General features: G+C 41.6%; 14 protein-coding genes, 1 CRISPR repeat array and 1 other annotated feature. Of the genes, 1 reads left to right on the forward strand and 13 read right to left on the reverse strand.

What is annotated here, in order from left to right; all coding sequences use genetic code 11:
- Window positions 1–4: 4 nt before the first annotated feature.
- Window positions 5–2,341, reverse strand: coding sequence for a cation-translocating P-type ATPase (locus tag D8845_RS05595; protein ID WP_125452772.1), 2,337 nt, complete (start codon window positions 2,339–2,341; stop codon window positions 5–7).
- A 132-nt stretch (window positions 2,342–2,473) separates the two neighbouring features.
- Here D8845_RS05595 and D8845_RS05600 point away from each other — a divergent pair, with 132 nt between their 5' ends.
- Window positions 2,474–3,223: a lysophospholipid acyltransferase family protein gene (locus D8845_RS05600; protein WP_125452773.1), complete on the forward strand. Its 750-nt coding sequence runs from the start codon at window positions 2,474–2,476 to the stop codon at window positions 3,221–3,223.
- A gap of 42 nt (window positions 3,224–3,265) precedes the next feature.
- Here the strand turns inward: D8845_RS05600 and D8845_RS05605 are convergent, their stop codons facing one another.
- From D8845_RS05605 to D8845_RS05660, 12 genes are all read right to left on the reverse strand, one after another.
- Window positions 3,266–3,958 (reverse strand): alpha/beta hydrolase, encoded by a 693-nt coding sequence (locus D8845_RS05605; protein ID WP_125452774.1) that lies wholly within the window; start codon window positions 3,956–3,958, stop codon window positions 3,266–3,268.
- On the reverse strand, window positions 3,939–4,949 hold the full coding sequence (locus D8845_RS05610) for an ABC transporter substrate-binding protein (RefSeq protein ID WP_125452775.1): 1,011 nt from the start codon (window positions 4,947–4,949) through the stop codon (window positions 3,939–3,941). The genes D8845_RS05605 and D8845_RS05610 overlap by 20 nt, the downstream gene beginning before the upstream one ends.
- Window positions 4,950–4,968: 19 nt before the next feature.
- On the reverse strand, window positions 4,969–5,724 hold the full coding sequence (locus tag D8845_RS05615) for an ABC transporter ATP-binding protein (protein WP_125452776.1): 756 nt from the start codon (window positions 5,722–5,724) through the stop codon (window positions 4,969–4,971).
- 1 nt (window position 5,725) lies between these two features.
- Entirely contained in the window at window positions 5,726–6,772 is a 1,047-nt protein-coding gene (locus tag D8845_RS05620; RefSeq protein WP_125452777.1) for a FecCD family ABC transporter permease, read from the reverse strand.
- 256 nt (window positions 6,773–7,028) lie between these two features.
- Window positions 7,029–7,649 (reverse strand): CadD family cadmium resistance transporter, encoded by a 621-nt coding sequence (locus D8845_RS05625; RefSeq protein WP_125452778.1) that lies wholly within the window; start codon window positions 7,647–7,649, stop codon window positions 7,029–7,031.
- A gap of 273 nt (window positions 7,650–7,922) precedes the next feature.
- Window positions 7,923–8,217: a CRISPR direct-repeat array (repeat unit 35 nt; unit sequence GTTTTTGTAGTCTCCAAAATTGTGACCGATAAAAC).
- 219 nt (window positions 8,218–8,436) lie between these two features.
- Window positions 8,437–8,706, reverse strand: a complete 270-nt coding sequence (rpsO, locus tag D8845_RS05630; protein WP_001018251.1) for a 30S ribosomal protein S15 — start codon at window positions 8,704–8,706, stop codon at window positions 8,437–8,439.
- A gap of 144 nt (window positions 8,707–8,850) precedes the next feature.
- Window positions 8,851–11,559: an ABC transporter permease gene (locus tag D8845_RS05635; protein WP_185757403.1), complete on the reverse strand. Its 2,709-nt coding sequence runs from the start codon at window positions 11,557–11,559 to the stop codon at window positions 8,851–8,853.
- Window positions 11,555–12,256: an ABC transporter ATP-binding protein gene (locus tag D8845_RS05640; RefSeq protein ID WP_125452780.1), complete on the reverse strand. Its 702-nt coding sequence runs from the start codon at window positions 12,254–12,256 to the stop codon at window positions 11,555–11,557. Before D8845_RS05640 ends, D8845_RS05635 begins: the two co-directional genes overlap by 5 nt.
- Window positions 12,257–12,376: 120 nt before the next feature.
- Window positions 12,377–13,069 (reverse strand): phosphoglycerate mutase, encoded by a 693-nt coding sequence (locus tag D8845_RS05645; RefSeq protein ID WP_000240129.1) that lies wholly within the window; start codon window positions 13,067–13,069, stop codon window positions 12,377–12,379.
- 130 nt (window positions 13,070–13,199) lie between these two features.
- A complete protein-coding gene (locus tag D8845_RS05650; protein ID WP_125452781.1) occupies window positions 13,200–13,616 on the reverse strand; it encodes a hypothetical protein in 417 nt (138 codons plus the stop codon).
- A gap of 114 nt (window positions 13,617–13,730) precedes the next feature.
- Window positions 13,731–16,523, reverse strand: a complete 2,793-nt coding sequence (gene ileS, locus D8845_RS05655) for an isoleucine--tRNA ligase (RefSeq protein ID WP_125452782.1) — start codon at window positions 16,521–16,523, stop codon at window positions 13,731–13,733.
- A 45-nt stretch (window positions 16,524–16,568) separates the two neighbouring features.
- Window positions 16,569–16,780, reverse strand: a binding site (T-box leader).
- Complete coding sequence (locus tag D8845_RS05660) at window positions 16,781–17,566, reverse strand: DivIVA domain-containing protein (RefSeq protein ID WP_125452783.1); 786 nt, start codon at window positions 17,564–17,566, stop codon at window positions 16,781–16,783. It lies immediately after the preceding feature.
- Window positions 17,567–17,573 lie beyond the last annotated feature (7 nt).

Here is a 17,573-nt window from a genome sequence, read left to right on the forward strand (position 1 = left end):
TTCTTTATTTTCTGGCTTGATAGCGACTAGTCAGGATGAAAATCACGGTAAAGACCAACATCATGACACCATAAACAGGTAATGTTTGTCCTGTCAAAGTCGAAATTTCAAGCAGTTTTTGAATTCTTGGGAAGAGAGCTGTAGCTAGGAAGCCTCCTACTGACCAGACAATCAAGAGGACACGCCAAAGGGTAAATGGCATGCAGGCTCTAAATACGGATAAGAAACCGATAGACCCAAGTAGATAATAGAGGAGGGTTGAGATTTCTAACTCAGACCAACCTTGACTTGCTCCAAAGATTTTCACAAAGAGTACGCTGAAGACGACCATGAGAGCGCTTGGTAGGGCACGAAGCATAGATTTTCTGAGGAAGTTTGGCTCAACAGGTTTGATATTTCGCTCAAAAGTCAAAACGAATGGTGGGAAACCTTCCACGAACTGGTCAATCATGGTAATCTGGATTGGAATGAAGGGGAAAATCAAGATCCACTCCGACCGCCCTAGGAGAGCACTGGCGATACAGATGATTGCTAACAGAAAGGAATAGATGGTCTTAATCAAGAAAATCGGTGCGATATGGGCAATGTTATTGACCACACGACGACCTTCAAAGAGAATCTCAGGAACATCATTAAAGTCAGAGTTCAAGAGAACCAGATTGGCAATCTGACGAGTCGCAGGATCTCCCTCAGCCATCACGATAGAACAATCCGCCTCACGAAGGGCCAAGATATCATTAACCCCGTCCCCTGTCATAGCTGTTGTATGACCCGCTTTTTTCAGCGTTTGGATGATGAGTTTCTTTTGATGGGGGGAAACACGTCCGAAAATAGCTGTCTCCTCAGCCATAGCAACCAATTCCTCATCCGTGATTTTTGAGCAATCGACATAGCTGTCATATTCCGCAAAACCAGCCTTCTGGGCAATGCTGGACACCGTAACTGGATTGTCACCAGAGATAATCTTGAGGCCCACTTCCTGAGAACGGAGATAGTCCAGCGTCTCTGCTGCTCCCTCTCGAATCGGGTCCAAGATTTCCAGCAAGGCTAGAGCCTGAATATCCGATGGTTTTTGTGGTTTATGATGGTCTAATTTCTCCTGACTGAGAGCTAAAACCAAGACACGTGACCCTCTCTCCAAGGCCTCTCTGGCTTCTGGGACCTCAGAATCCAGCAACATCTCAGGCGCCCCTAAGAAAACTGTTCCCAAACCTTCTAACTCCATGGCTCCCCACTTGCGGTCGCTAGAGAAGGGAAGATTCGAAAGCATAGGGTAGGCTACTTGACCTTGGAATCGCTGGCGAATAGCTTGAGCTGTTGGATTCTTATCCTCACTATGGGCCATATAGCTTGTCAGGATGCTGGCAATAGCCTCTTCACCGTAAGTTTCCGTCAGTGGAAGAACAGCCTCCACCTGCATCTTTCCTTGGGTGATGGTACCCGTCTTATCCAAACAGAGCATATCCACGCGCGCCAAGGTCTCAACAGAGTACATCTCCTGCACCAAAACCTTTTTCAAGCCCAACTTAATCACCGCAGTCAAGAGCGACGTAATGGTCAAAAGGGCGATTCCCTTGGGCAACATTCCCAAAAGGGCCGTCGACGAATTTACAACGGATGACTTAAGAGGCAGGCCTTTTAAGATCAAGGCTTCCAGCAAGAGAGCCAGACCAAAAGGAATGATAATCTTTCCAGTAAAACCTGCTAACTTGTCCAGCGATTTCATGATACGAGAGTTGATTGGTTTAACGGTCTTGGCCTCCAGCATGAGTTTGGCAGCATAGTTGTCTGCACCGACATGGTGAACTTGAGCTAAAACTGACCCACTAGCCAAGAAACTTCCAGACAAAAGCAAGGCATCCACTTCCTTTTGCACCAAATCACTTTCCCCCGTTAACATGGCTTCATTGACTTCCGCAAAGCCTTCCAAAACCAAGGCATCACTAGGAATCTGCTCTCCAGCAGACAGACGAATCACATCTCCTAACACCAATTCTTCAGGATTCAGAGGCACTTCTTGACCATCACGAATGGTTTTGACCTTTTCCTTTGTCATGAGATTGAGTTTGTCCACCATGTGTTTGGCTCGTAGCTCGGTCACAATCCCAGAAAAAGCGTTAAAACAGATAACAGCAAAGAAGACCAGATTGCTCCAAGCCTGCACAAAGGCAAGGGCCAAAGCAATGGCAAAGTTCAAAGCGTTAAAAAGGGTAAAGACATTTCGTTTAACGATTTGCCAAGTGCTAGTACTGGCCGATGCAGTAAAATCATTGACCAAGCCCTCAGCCTGTCTTTCCGTAACTTCTCTTTGGGTTAATCCCATAATCTTATTTTTATCCATAAATTCTATCATATCATTTTTTCTAAAAGAATTCTAATCTCATCCCAAATATGGACCTGGTCAAGGGAAAAGTTTGCCAGCCCTCCTTTGATAAGGTATAATAATAACAAGAAAATAATCGAAGGAGATCGCATGTTTTATACTTATTTACGTGGATTGGTTGTCTTGCTCCTATGGTCCATCAATGGCAATGCCCACTATCATAATACTGATAAAATTCCTAATCAAGATGAAAATTATATTTTGGTTGCGCCTCACCGTACCTGGTGGGATCCTGTTTACATGGCCTTTGCGACCAAGCCAAAACAATTTATCTTTATGGCCAAAAAAGAGCTCTTTACCAACCGTATCTTTGGCTGGTGGATTCGTATGTGTGGCGCCTTTCCTATCGATCGGGAAAATCCTAGCGCCTCAGCCATCAAATACCCTATCAATGTTCTCAAAAAAAGCGACCGCTCTCTCATCATGTTTCCAAGTGGAAGCCGTCACTCAAACGATGTCAAGGGTGGCGTAGCTCTGATTGCCAAAATGGCCAAGGTCCGTATCATGCCTGTTACCTATACAGGTCCTATGACCTTGAAAGGCTTGGTTAGCCGTGAGCGTGTCGATATGAATTTTGGAAATCCAATCGATATCTCAGATATCAAGAAAATGAATGATGAAGGCATTGAAACAGTCGCCAATCGCATCCAAGCAGAATTTCAACGTCTGGACCAAGAAACGAAACAATGGCACAATGATAAAAAACCAAACCCACTCTGGTGGCTTATCCGTATCCCTGCCCTCATCCTTGCCATTATCCTCGCTATCCTAACCATCATCTTTAGCTTTATCGCGAGCTTCATCTGGAATCCAGATAAAAAGAGAGAGGCTCTTGGTTAAAAAATACAACAATCCCTTGGCAAAAGCCAAGGGATAAATCTTTTATTCGATTTTCCATTTTTGGGCCAACCAGCTGGAAAAAATTAGAAATCGCTCAGCTACTTGTTCATGGTGTCCATAAGGATCAAAGACAAACTGACCGTTCGGATAGCGTTTCTGAAGACTGGTATGGATCTGCTCAGCATAGACTGGTGCTTGAGCCAAGCGACTGCTATGATTGACTCCTTCTGTTTGACCGTTCTGTAAATACAGAAAACAGTCTAAATTTTTCACATTTTCTTCCTTGCAGTAAGTCACAAAATCAGGATACCAAAAGGAACCGCAGAGGGAGAAGACACAGGAAACCTTGTCAAAGCTGAAAAGACTGTAGACTGCCGCCAAACCACCTAGTGAGTAACCTCCGTAGGCAAGGCGATTTTTATCCAAGCGATAAAGCGACTGCAACATGTCTAAAAGACCTCCAAATAAATGATCATGATAGACCTTGGCCTGACCTCCAAAATCTGGAGCTCCATCTCTCAGAGCAGCTGCCTTCCAAGGAGTGTAGTCATCTAGGCGATTTTTAGAGGTCAATCCCACTAAAATCACAGATTCGGAAAGGGACGATAGGAAATCCAAGTTCCCATCATTCAATAAAATAGCCGGATAGATTTGATTGGGGTCGTAGTTAGAAGGAAGGCTGATTTTGACTTGAATTCCTTCCCAATCAAACTCATTATTTATTGATAAAGTCATTGATTTTCTCAAGGGAATCAATCACTGCTGGACCATAGTCCATCAATTCATCGTAAGAGATGGTCATGATTTTTTGATTCTTAATAGCAGGAACGCTTTCCAAAACAGCATTTGCCTTCATCAACTCTACTGCTTTTTCATCCAATTTTTTATTGCGATCGCTGGTTACATAGATAATCAATTCAGGATCCATTGACACGAGATTTTCCAAAGTCAAGCCTGATGTCCCCGTAGTAACGTTTGTATAACCAAGTTGGTTCAGCAAACTTTCTTGCAAAGCAGACTTGTAGGCACCGAAGGTTTCATCATTATAAGCAACCATAATCAAAGCCTTTTTCTTTTCACCTTGGCTTGCTGGGTTTGCTTTCTTAACAGCGTCAATTTTAGTTTGTAATTGGGCTGCGTATTCATTAGCCTTGTTCTGAACATTAAAAATCATTCCAAGATTTTTGACATCTTCTACGATATTCCCCAAATCTTGCTGAATCGTTGAGAGAGAAGCTTTTTGTGTATAAACTGGGATTTTATTTTCATTCCAAGTGCTAACTGTCCCCAAGGATTTTTCAGAAAACATCATGTTTCGACCCATCACAGCGTCTGGCTCATAAGAAAGGACTGTCTCTTGTGAGACTGTTTTTTTATCTCCAATTTGAGGAATAGCTGCAATAGCATCCTTGTATTTGTCCGTCACAGCATTGTCTGGATTGAGCATGCCAACAATTTTATCCTTCAAGCCTAACTCCAATAAGATTTCAGTGGTTGAAAGATTGTTGGTGATAACTTTTTCAGGCGCCTTGTCAAAGACTTGTTCAACTTCATTCCCTTTCGCGTCATAGGTTTTGACCGTTAGTGGATAAGTCGTCTCTGTGCTCGCCTTTTGACTTGTTTCTGTACTAGATTGTGTGGTAGCTTTTTCTGTAGTAGTATTGCCACAAGCTGCCATGGTTAGGGTAGCTACTGTTACGAGTAAAATACTGAGTGTTTTTTTCATCTTGTTTTCCTTTTCATTCTTATAAATAGTGAATCATGGCTTGCTGATCCTCGGTCCAAGTCACCTGACTTTGAACTCCGTATACAGTTTGCAATGACTCAGGGGTGATGGTCTCCTTTGGAGTCCCTTGGTAAAGGATTTCCCCCTCTTTCATCAGATAGAGATAATCCGAATAGCGACAAGCAAGTTGAATATCATGTAGGACAGCTAGAACATTGACCTTGAGATTTTTCACAATGGCCAACAAGTCTAGCTGATACCTGATATCCAGGTGATTGGTTGGTTCGTCTAGGAGCAAGAGAGTCGGTTCTTGCGCCAAGGCGCGGGCTAGTAAGACTCGCTGTTTCTCTCCCCCTGACAGAGACGAATAGAGACGTGTTTTCTTCTCAAGCATATCCACCTTGACGAGGGCATCTTGAACGAGTGTAAAATCTCTTTCCCTTTCCTTCTGTAAAAAAGAGAGGTGGGGAGTTCTTCCCAGCAAGACGATTTCCTCAACTGTACAATCAAACTGCAATTGATTAAACTGGGTTACAACTGCCATTTGCTTGGCTGTTTCTTTGAGCGTCCATTGTTCCAGAGGCTTTCCATCTAGGCTTATCAAGCCTTTGTCCGCCTTTTCCTGACGATAGAGGAGTTTAAGTAGACTGGTTTTTCCACTTCCATTTGGCCCTAATATCGTGTGAAATTGATGCCCCTCAACCTTAAGAGAAACTCCTTTGAGGATTTTTTTCTCTCCTAGTCCAAAGTGAACATCCTGACAAATCAAGTCCATATCAGACCCTCACCTCCCTTCGCCTACCTCCAACAATGTAGATAAAGAAGGGAGCACCTACTAAGGCTGTGAAAATACCAATAGGAAGCTCTGCGTTTGGAATGATGATACGAGAGAGTACATCTGCCCAGATGATAAAGAGGGCACCCAGCAAGGTCGCAACAGGAAAAAGTCTCCTGTAATTCGTTCCTACTAACCCTCGTGCTAAGTGAGGAGTAATCAGACCAACAAATCCAATAATCCCACAGGTTGCCACTAAGACTGCTGTCAGCACAGCCACCATGGTCACATAAAGATACCAATAAAAGCGTAAGGGAATCCCCAAAGTTAAAGCAGCCTCATCTCCCATCATCATCGCATTGAAAACACGATACTGAGTAGAGAAAAATAGAAAGGCCATTCCTACTACTATAGTTGGCAGGACTAAGTCTGCCCAGGAACTCCCAGCGAGCGAGCCCATGGTCCAAAACTTAATGGTCATCACACTATCCGCATTAGCGCCAACTGAGATAATAAAGTTTGAAAAAGCCAGAAAGAGAGCATTGACCACCGTTCCTGATAAAATCAGACTAGAAGTCGTCATCCTTCCCTGCATAGAGGCAATGATGAGGACAGCAATTGTTGCCAAAATAGCTCCAAGAAAAGCTCCAAGGCTAATCATCACTTTAAAACCAAGAATGATGCTTAGGGTTGCTCCTAGAGTTGCACCCGCAGATATTCCTAAGACATAAGGCTCTGCGATGGGATTGTTCACTGTAGACTGCATCACGCTACCACACATAGAAAGACCAGCCCCTACTATCAGACCTAACAATACTCGAGGGAATCTCATGTTCCATACAATGGCAAGAGTAGACTTGGAAACCTCTCCTATCTCAAGAGGAAATCCCAACCTGCTCAAAATAATCCGATAGGTATCTCCTAGATCAATCGCAACAGATCCCATTGAAACTGCTAGAAAGAGAGAAATCCCTAAAATACCTAGCAAAACAACTAAAAGTAACACAAATTGCTGGTCTTGTCGGCTTCCAGAAAATTTGGAAAGCATGCAAACCTCCTTTGATAGAATCTTAAAAATTTAGAAAATTCTCATGAAAAGTATACCATATTTTCAACTGTGTAACAAGCTATGGAAAAAATACAATTAAAATCAGAAAAATTATGGTTGATTTTTCCATACAGTGCCAGGAAGCATAAGCAAAGATAATGCTTGAGCATAGCAAGGTAAGATGACAATGTAAAAAGCCCTCTGAAATCAGAGAGCTGATTTGAGCCCGGGCTAAAATCCTAGTGAAACAAAAAATCTACACGGTCAGAAAAGTCTCTATCGTGCCATTTTCATACATGATGTATAGTCCAAGTAGAATGAATACTAAGGGCACAATGATTCGCTCGTATTTTTCAATTGTCTCGAATATTAACGGAATAGAGGATAACACCCGACTAATCTCGCATAAGATAATTATGCCGATTACAAACACAAGCAAAGCCACGAGGGTCTGTGACCAATCTAACGAAGCAAAATAAGGTATATAGATACCTAAATTATCTCCGCCAGACGCAATTGTTAGCAATGTAACTGTCCAAAACAGTTGATTTGCCTTGCTTTGTTCTAATCTTTCAATAATTTCTTCCTCTTCTTCCTCTTCTTCCTCACCTTCTCCAACAATTGCAAAGCGAATCCCTAAATAGATAGGGATTAAACCAAGCAATCCAACCATCCATTCTTCAGGCACGAAATTAACGATATAAGCAGCAACTAAACTCGCCCCTACAAGTAAGCCTGTGCCTAGATATTGCCCCGCATAAATATGCCATTTTTGTTTATTCTGTGATAGCTGTGCAAATAAAATAATTAAAATAATTAAATAATCGATACTGGTGGAAATATAAACACCAATAGCAGATATGATTGTCTGTCCCATAAAAACCTCCTGTATTAGTCAGTAATAAATCAGCAGATTTTAGGAGAGCACAGACACATTAATTTAGCTATCGCTAGTGGGTAATGTCGAACGTAGGAAAGCATTTTACTCCTCCTCAAAATATAGTTACAAAGTAATTTCTAACTGAAATTCGGTGACTACTTCCATGTAAAGTATAACATACTATACTTTACTTCGTAAAGTGTGGGCTCTCCGAGGGGGCTTGCAGACAGCTACGCACCCTTATGGTGTCATTAGCTGATACCATTTGAGGTTTTTGTAGTCTCCAAAATTGTGACCGATAAAACTAGCTAACGCTGAAAACAACTTTGGTTTGGGTTTTTGTAGTCTCCAAAATTGTGACCGATAAAACCAAATGACTTAGCGAAAGCCTTTGGGAACTGTTTTTGTAGTCTCCAAAATTGTGACCGATAAAACAAGCTGACTACAACAAAGCTGTAGCAGACCGTTTTTGTAGTCTCCAAAATTGTGACCGATAAAACTGCCAACTAAGGTTCCGGTTTACTTCACAGGTTTTTGTAGTCTCCAAAATTGTGACCGATAAAACCTCAATAAAAAAGCTCTCTAAAAATCAGAGAGCCAATTTGAGATTGGGATAAAATCCATACAAAAAAGCTACCCAATGGAGTAGCTTCTTTATCAAGATATGCTCAATTGAACACGGCCTAAGCACTTGGAAAAAAAGATAAAATCTCCTAGAAACTGAAGTTTCTTCGTCAATTTTCCTATTTTTGCTTTGTGCTTTTGACGGCCTTTGTATCTTGAATTAGCGACGAAGTCCTAGAGAGTTGATCAACTCACGGTAACGGTTAACGTCGTTTTTACGCAAGTATGCAAGTAAGTTACGACGGCGACCGATTTTCTTCATCAATCCACGGTAAGTAGCGTGGTCTTTTTTGTGTTGTTTGATGTGTTCGTTAAGGTGGTTGATTTCCCAAGTAAGGACAGCAACTTGAACCTCTACTGAACCTGTATCACCTTCGTGACGTGCATATTGTGCGATGATTTCATTTTTTTTCTCTTTTGAGATTGCCATGATGTTTCTCCTTTTTATTTGGCTTCATCCGAGTGACAGGTTGGCATGCCTGTAACCAAGAAGAAGTTATTTGTCTTTACGACAGTTCTTATTCTACCAAGAAGCAGAGACTTTGTCAACAGATTTACTTTTTAAAAACTTGACCTACTCTACTGATTTCAGGGCTTCAAGCATATCCACCTTTCTCAAGTGGTGATTGACAAAGAGACCCAGTAAGGCTAAGATCACAGTCACTGCGACGATTGGAAGAGTATAGACTTCCCAGCTGACTCGTGGATAAAAAAGTATGGTGGCAGGTGAGATCATTTGAATCAAAAATTGATGTAAATAGTGGCCAGCTACCAAACCGAGAACAATCCCCACAAGGGATAGCACCATGGTCTCGCGGTAGATATAGAGGGTCACTTCTTTATTATGGAAACCGAGAACCTTGATGGTCGAAAGTTCACGGATACGTTCTGCCACATTGATATTGGTGAGATTGTAAAGAATGACAATGGCTAGCAAGACGGAAACAAGGATAAGGATTGCCATGGTTTTATTGAGAGAATTGGCTACAGATTCAAAGAGGTGGATAGCTGTTGCATTTTGGACCACCCCAGAAACAGCAGTTTTTTTCATAAAGGCCGCAGCTTCTTTCTCCGTATTGGATGGTGTTGGCTCTTTTAATTTTACTAGGTAGGTATTGTCTTGTGGACTGGTACCGTAGACTTGTTCATAAGTTTTTCGGTTGAGATAAACAAAGTGTCCAACATAGTTTTCAGAAATAGCCGATACCTTGATTTCTTTTCCATCAAGCTCCAGCTTGTCTCCAACCGTAACATTTGCTAGTTGAGCTAGTTTTTGACTTACGACTGCTCCATCTGTGACCTGCACCTCTTGGCCATTTTCCTCTAATGCGATAAAGGGTTTGAAATTTTCTCTGCTTGTGACCATTATAGTGATAGTCTGAAGTCCTGTTTTTCCTTTGAAATCTTTTTCAATGGATTTAGAGTAGATTTTTTGGTAAGCATGGATAGGCTCAAATTGCAAGGCACTTTCTAGGTCTGCTTTTTCTTGCTCCGTTGCACTGCTCTTTTCCGCTACAATCATCTGGTATTGCTGGATTTGTTCAAATTGACGATCGACAACTCCTCCCACAGAAGACTGAATGCCAAGACCTGCAAATAGGAGAGCAACCGAACCCGCAACTCCAAAAATGGTCATCAACATCCGTTGCTTATAACGGAAAATATTTCGCGACGTAACCTTATGAGTGAAGCTCAAACGACTCCAAATAAAGCTCAGGCGTTCCAGCAAAATCTTTGATCCCTTAACGGGAGGTTTAGGAAGTAAGAGTTGGGCTGCTTCATCGTGTAGTTCCCTCCGTGCCACTAGATAAGCTGGCAAGACACTGGACACCCAACTTAAGGCCAGGGCAAGAAGGCTATAAGACCAGTAGAAATACTCCTGACTTTTCCCAACGACCATTCCAGCTGTTATAACATCCGAAATCACGCCTGCAAGGAGATAATGTCCTAGAAGCGTTCCTAAAACGGTTCCCACAGTTCCTGCAAGAAAACCATAGAGGACAAACTTGGCAACAATATCTTTATTCTGGTAACCTAGGGCCTTGAAAATACCAGCATTGGTACGCTCTTCATCCACAAAGCGAGTCATAGTTGTAAAGGTTACCATTGCAGCAACCATAAAAAGCACCACGGGAAAGATATTCCCGACAGAACGAATACTTGCTGAAGCGTTACTGTACATGAGATATCCTTGACCACCTGGCATGGTTTGGCGGTTGTATACATGGTAAGTAGGCTCTGCCAGTTCATCAAGCTCTTTCTGGCGTTGTTCAAGCTTCTCTTTTTCCTTGGCTAGATTACTCTCTGTCTGAGTTATTTTTTCTTTTTCTGTAGCCAATTCTTCCTTATATTTTGTCCATTGCTCCTTGGCTTGACTCTTTTGAGGCTCAGGAAAAGCGGTCACTTGTTCTTGTTGAGTTTTCAATCGACTTTCAGCCTGTTCTAACTGACTCTTGCCTTTTTGAAGGTTACTTTCAGCTGTTTGGAGCTGCTCTTTTCCATCATCCAAGCTCTTTTGCCCATTTGCTTTGATACTTGCCAATCTTTTTTGACCATTATCAGCCAGCAAGTCTTGCAATGCTTCCTGATGTTGATCTCGTTTGCTTCTATAGTCTGATGAAAAAGCATCCAAATTTTTTAAATCATCATAGCGCACACGCGCAATACTGTACACTTCTGTATCAAACTGACTAGCTACAATCACTCCATAACCAGTCAAGCTTCCATTTCCACTACTAGCCCCTCCCAAGTCTTCTTGAGAAAGCATCTCACCCGACTGAACAAATCCAGTAATGGTGAAAGATTGGGATTTTATGACGGTCTTCCCTTCTTCTTTCTTGCTAAAGGTGATAGTCTGCCCAATCTGATAGCGGTCTTTCCAGAAATCTGCCAAGGAAATTTCCCCATCAGCTTCTGGCAATCGCCCTTCTGTCACTTGAAAGGTTGAAATTCCCTCTGGCTTAGAATAAAGTCGAACCGCTTCTTCACTATTTTCAACGGTTAGGTCTGCCATATAGCCAAACTCAACATTTGCTCCTTGAAGGGTCTTTAGTTCGTCTTGATCTTCTTTGTCCAAGCCATAATCAGCTATCACTGCCAGATCCAAGGTATTTGCTTTACGAAGATAATCTTCTGCCGTACGTTCCATGTTGGGGCTAGTCACTTTGAGGCCTACTAAGGCTAGAGACCCTAACATCATCAAGGTTAAGATGGATAAAAAACGCCCCTTGGAAGCAGTCACCGACTGGAGCAAGTCTTTTCGGTATGTTTTTTTCATGCTAATACTCCAATGTATCGATAGCCTGTGGATGCTCATTGATTGTTACTCTCATAACAGTGGCATCACGCATGTGAATCACCCGATCTGCGATAGGAGCTAGCGAGCTATTGTGAGTCACGATGATTACCGTCGCTCCCTTTTGACGAGACATGTCTTGGAGAATCTTCAAGACTTGCTTGCCTGTCTGATAATCCAAGGCTCCAGTTGGTTCATCACAAAGGAGAATTTTAGGATTTTTAGCTACTGCGCGTGCAATGGAGACTCGCTGTTGCTCACCTCCAGAAAGCTGGGCTGGAAAGTTATTGAGCCTATGAGCCAGACCTACGTCTTTGAGCACTTGCTCTGGATCCAAGGCATCTGTCACGATTTCTGAGGCCAACTCCACATTTTCCTTGGCTGTCAGATTGGATACCAGATTGTAAAATTGAAAAACAAAACCGACATCTTCACGACGATAGTTTGTTCGTTGGTGCGAACTATAGTTGGCAATATTGGCACCATCGATCCAAATCTCCCCCTCATCATTGGTATCCATACCTCCTAGGAGATTGAGAACGGTTGATTTTCCAGCACCAGAAGCACCAAGGATAATAACCAGCTCCCCCTTTTCAATTTCAAAATTCACATCACAATTAGCCACAATCTCCGTATCCCCAACCTGATAACGCTTGTAACAGTGTTTCATCTCAATATAAGCCATCGTCCTTCTCTCTTTCTTACAATTAAGTCACTCTTTACTATCATTATAACGCTTTTTCGAAGAGTTGGATACTAGAATAAAAAGAAAAACCTAGGTATTCCTAGGCTTTCTTTTTACAAATTATTTTCCAAGGTAGTATTCAGAAACGACGTTCAATTTTTCGTCGAATTCGAATACCAATGGTGGGAAGTTAGGGATTTCCACGTCCATGATTTCGTCATCTGACAAACCTTTGATGTGTTTTACAAGGGCACGGATTGAGTTACCGTGAGCTCCTACGAATACGTTTTTACCATCTTTAAGAGCTGGAGCGATTTTATCTTCCCAGAAAGGAAGGGCACGTTCCAAAGTCACTTTCAAGTTTTCAGCATCTGGGATAACTGAGTCGTCAAGTGAAGCGTAACGACGGTCTGTGTGAGCTGAGTGCTCATCATCACGGTCCATATTTGGAGGCAATACATCGTATGAACGACGCCAGATGTGAACTTGCTCATCACCAAATTGTTCAGCAGCTTCAGCTTTGTTTTTACCAGTCAAACCACCGTAGTGACGTTCGTTCAAGCGCCATGATTTTTCAACTGGAACCCACAATTGGTCAGAAGCTTCAAGAGCCAAGTTTGTTGTTTTGATAGCACGTTTCAATACTGAAGTGTAAGCTTGGTCAAATTCGATACCAGCTTCTTTGATCAATTTACCAGCGTCAATCGCTTGTTGTGTACCTTTTTCAGACAAATCAACATCAGCCCAACCAGTGAAAAGGTTAGCTTTGTTCCATTCAGACTCACCGTGGCGAGCAAAAACCAATTTTACCATTAGATGGATTCTCCTTTAAATTTTCCGAGGTTTCCCCTCGTTTATCTATTCTATTTTACACAATTTTTCACAAAAAAGCTAGTCAAAACCAAAAAGGAAAGGACTGTTTGGCAATCCTTTTCCTTATTTTTTATCCTTCAACTTTGAATTTTTGGAGACTTTCTAAAAATAAAATAGAAGCAATGATAATAATAATTCCTCCAAACCATCCTAATAATGGAATCAATGCAATCGATGAACCAATAATCAACAAAAGTGATGGTAGAAAGGAAATGCGATTATCATTTTTGTAATAAATAAGAGTAATAATCCCTAGGATTAAAATTATAATTTTAAACAAACTAAAAATAATAAATATAGTCCCCAAAATAATAATCGCAACTTCTTCACTAAAAACGATAAAAATAATTCCCAATATTACACTATACGCATCATTATCATTAGCTAATTTTCCAATCAAAACTAAAATGAATGGGAAACTAATTAAAAGCATTCCTGTAATCAAACCAATAATCCCATCAATCTGAGCAAGTTTTTCATTTTTCATCAATATCCCCTTCTCACATAGTTACTTTAAATTATACCATTATTAGATTTAACACTTTCTTTCTAAGAAAATAGTTTTAAAAAAATACAGGAAATTTCCTGTATTTTAAATAGATTATTTCTCTTCAAATCCTTCTGCGACTGCGTCCGCAAAATTTTCTTCTACGATGCTTGCACAGTGGTCACAGATAACTGCGTGGTAGCTGCGTTCTGCTGTTGTTGGGTCGATACGACGGCAACGGTCACATACTTGGCCTGCAGCACGTTCAACTGTAAAGGCTACATCTTCGAAGCTAACGGCAGATTCTGGAGCTGGTCCTTCTGCGATGGTCAAGTCTGACACGATTAAAAGTTGAGCTACATTGCTGTTTACTGCTTCGAGTAGAGTTTTCACCACTTCATTTGGATAAACTGTCAAGTGAGCTTCAAGTGATTTACCGATTACTTTTGCATTACGAGCTTCTTCCAAGGCTTTTTGAGCTTGTCCACGGAAGTCCATGAAGGCTGCCCATGTATCCAAGATTTCTTCTTGGTTAGCAAAAGTTTCCGCTTCTGGCAATTCTGACAATTGAACAAAGTCCTCAGCTTCAAACTCAAGATATGACCAGATTTCTTCCGCAGTGTGAGGAAGGATTGGTGTCAAGAGTTTGGTGATTTTCACAAGAATGTCATAGAAGACTGTTTGCATTTGACGGCGTTCCAATGATTTGGCACCTTCGATATAAACAACATCTTTGGCAAAATCAAGGTAGAAGGCTGACAAGTCAACGTTGATAAAGTTCACCAAGGCCTTGTAGATTGTCAAGAATTCAAAGTTTGCGTAAGCATCACGAATGGTCTTAACAAGCTGGTTAAAGCGAATCGTCATGTACTTATCAACTGAACGAAGCTCATCGTAAGCTACTGCATCCTCAGCTGGGTTAAAGTCAGATGTATTAGCAATCAAGAAACGAAGAGTGTTACGGATTTTACGGTAAGATTCCGATACTTGGCTAAGGATATCCATTGAGATACGAACGTCATTGCTAGTATCTACACTTGTTACCCAAAGACGAAGAATTTCAGCGCCAAATTGTTTCTCAACATCGCTAGGCAAAATAGTATTTCCAAGAGATTTGGACATCTTTTCATCCTTACCATCAAGCGTAAAACCTTGAGACAAGATTTGTTTGTAAGGTGCTACGCCATGGTTGGCAACAGATGTAATGAGTGATGAGTTAAACCAACCACGGTATTGGTCAGAACCTTCTAAGTAAAGGTCTGCTGGGTAAGTCAATTCTGGACGGTTTACAACAACCCCATTCCATGATGAACCTGAGTCAAACCAAACGTCCATGATGTCTGTTTCTTTCTTGAATTCGCCATTTGGTGAACCCGGATGTGTAAATCCTTCTGGCAAGAGGTCTTTGGCATCACGTTCCCACCAGATGATAGAACCGTGTTCCTCAAAGAGTTGAGCCACGTGCTCGATCGTTTCAGCTGTCATGATTGCTGTACCATCTTCAGCATAGAAGATTGGAAGTGGAACACCCCAAGCACGTTGACGAGAGATAACCCAGTCCCCACGATCACGGATCATGTTGTAAAGGCGCACTTTACCCCATTCTGAATGGAATTTCACTTTTTCAATTTCGTCCAAGATTTCTTGGCGGAATTTTGAAACTGAGGCAAACCATTGTGGAACAGCACGCCAGATGATTGGTTTCTTGGTACGCCAGTCAAATGGATATGAGTGAGAGATTTCTTCTTGGGCAAGGAGAAGATTACCAAGTTTCTCGATAACAGTTGGTACCACCTTGTCGTAGAATTGACCTTCGAACTCAGGACCAGCATTTGCCATCATGATCCCGCGTTCATTGACGGTTACAGCAACTTCAAGGCCGTTAGCAACACCGACATTGTAGTCATCCTCACCAAAACCTGGAGCTGTATGGACGATACCTGTACCAGAGTCAGTCGTAACGTGGTCACCAAGGATTACCAACTCATCTACAGCCGTATCCCATGGGTGGACTGTCACAATGTGATTCAATTCTTGACCACGGTAAGTTGCCAACACTTGAACATCAGCCCAGCCAAATTTCTCAGACAAGCTAGCCAACAATTCTGCAGCAACCACAAACTTACGAGCTTCACCAGCAGGTTGAACCAAGACGTAATCAATATCCGCTCCAACAGTCAAACCACGAGAAGCTGTGATAGTAAATGGAGTAGTTGTCCAAACTACGATATAAGTATCTGTATCTAGAACACCTTTGCCATCTTTTACCTTATTGGCATAGTAAAGAGAAGTTGAAACCAAATCATGGTATTCAATCTCTGCTTCAGCAAGGGCAGACTCAGATGACCATGACCAGTAAACTGGCTTGGCACCACGGTAGATATAACCTTTATTAGCCATCTCACCGAAGACACGGATTTGAGCTGCCTCATAGTCAGGAGTCAACGTCACATATGGATTTTCCCAATCACCAGAAACACCCAAACGTTTAAAGTCTTCACGTTGTTTATCTACTTGAGAAAGAGCGTATTCGCGGCAAAGTTTCAAGTACTCAACCAAGTCCATTTCTTTGCGTTTAACACCTTGTTTTGCCAAAACTTGCTCGATTGGCAGACCATGAGTATCCCAACCTGGGATAAATGGTGCGTAAAAACCTGACATTGATTTTGAACGAACAATGATATCTTTTGAAATCTTGTTCATAGCGTGTCCAACGTGAATATTTCCATTCGCGTATGGAGGGCCATCATGCAAGGTGAAATGTGGTTTTCCTTGGTTCAATTCTTGACGACGTTGGTAAAGTTTTGCATCTTCCCATTCCTTTTGCCAAACTGGCTCTTTGGTAGGAAGGCCTGCACGCATTGGGAAAGCTGTTTTCCCAAGATTAAGGGTATCTTTGAGTTTCATGGTATCTCCTTTATAAATAATAACAAATTAAAAACCACGACTGCCAAAAAGGACGAAAATCGTGGTACCACCTTTGTTCGGAAAAAGATCTAGTCTTTCTCCCTCTTTTCCCGTAACGTGGGGAACGTCAAATCTTACTAGCTTCAGACTTGAGTTTTTGAGAGGATAATCTTATCATTAGGGATTACAGGACTCACACCATCTCCTGCTCGCTGAAAATATAAGGATAAGATATTGTTCTCACATATCACTATTCATTATAAGATAAGGACAGATTCTTTATTTGTATCTTCCTCATTCGATGAAGAGCCTTCGACTTCAACTGGCTCTAAATGTTCTTCCACATAAGGATGTTGTTGAGCTTCAAATTCAGCTAATTCTCTATTACCAGCCTCAATTCGAGCTTGTAACTCAGCCATTTCTTCAGGTGTAAATTGACGAGTCATATCAATTGGTTCTTCTTCTGGTTGTGAATATACTGACTCACCAAGAACTTCACCAACAACTTCTTTAAATGCTTCATCACTTGTCTGAAGATAAGTTGCTGTTGGGCGAAGAATATCTTCCCAATCTGAAGATTCAACAATTGCTAACTGGCTCTCAATTGTAGATTTGAGACGTTGGTGGAAGACACGGCTCTTGTTCTTCAATTCTTCAGTCTCAACAGCAACTTTCTTAGCATTATCAGTAGCTTGACGCAAGATCTCATTAGCCTTATATTTTGCTTCTTCAAGCAAACGCTGTGAATCTTGTTCTGCCTGTTGGATAATATTATTAGAACGATCTTGAGCAGCTTGTTTTACACGCTCTGCCGTATCTTGAGCAATCAATACTGATTGACTCAAAGAATCTTTCATCTCATCAAAGTAAGACAAACGCTCTTCCAAACTCTTAATATGTAAATCCTTATCATGATTAGAGCGAACCAAATCTTCATAATCACGAACAACAATTTCAAGAAATTCTTCAACTTCTTCTGGATCAAAACCTCTAAATCTTGTACCAAAGGTTTTATCTTTAATTTCTAATGATGTAATTGGCATATTATTC

It is taken from the genome of Streptococcus mitis (assembly GCF_003942865.1).
Taxonomy (GTDB): Bacteria; Bacillota; Bacilli; order Lactobacillales; family Streptococcaceae; genus Streptococcus; species Streptococcus mitis_BI.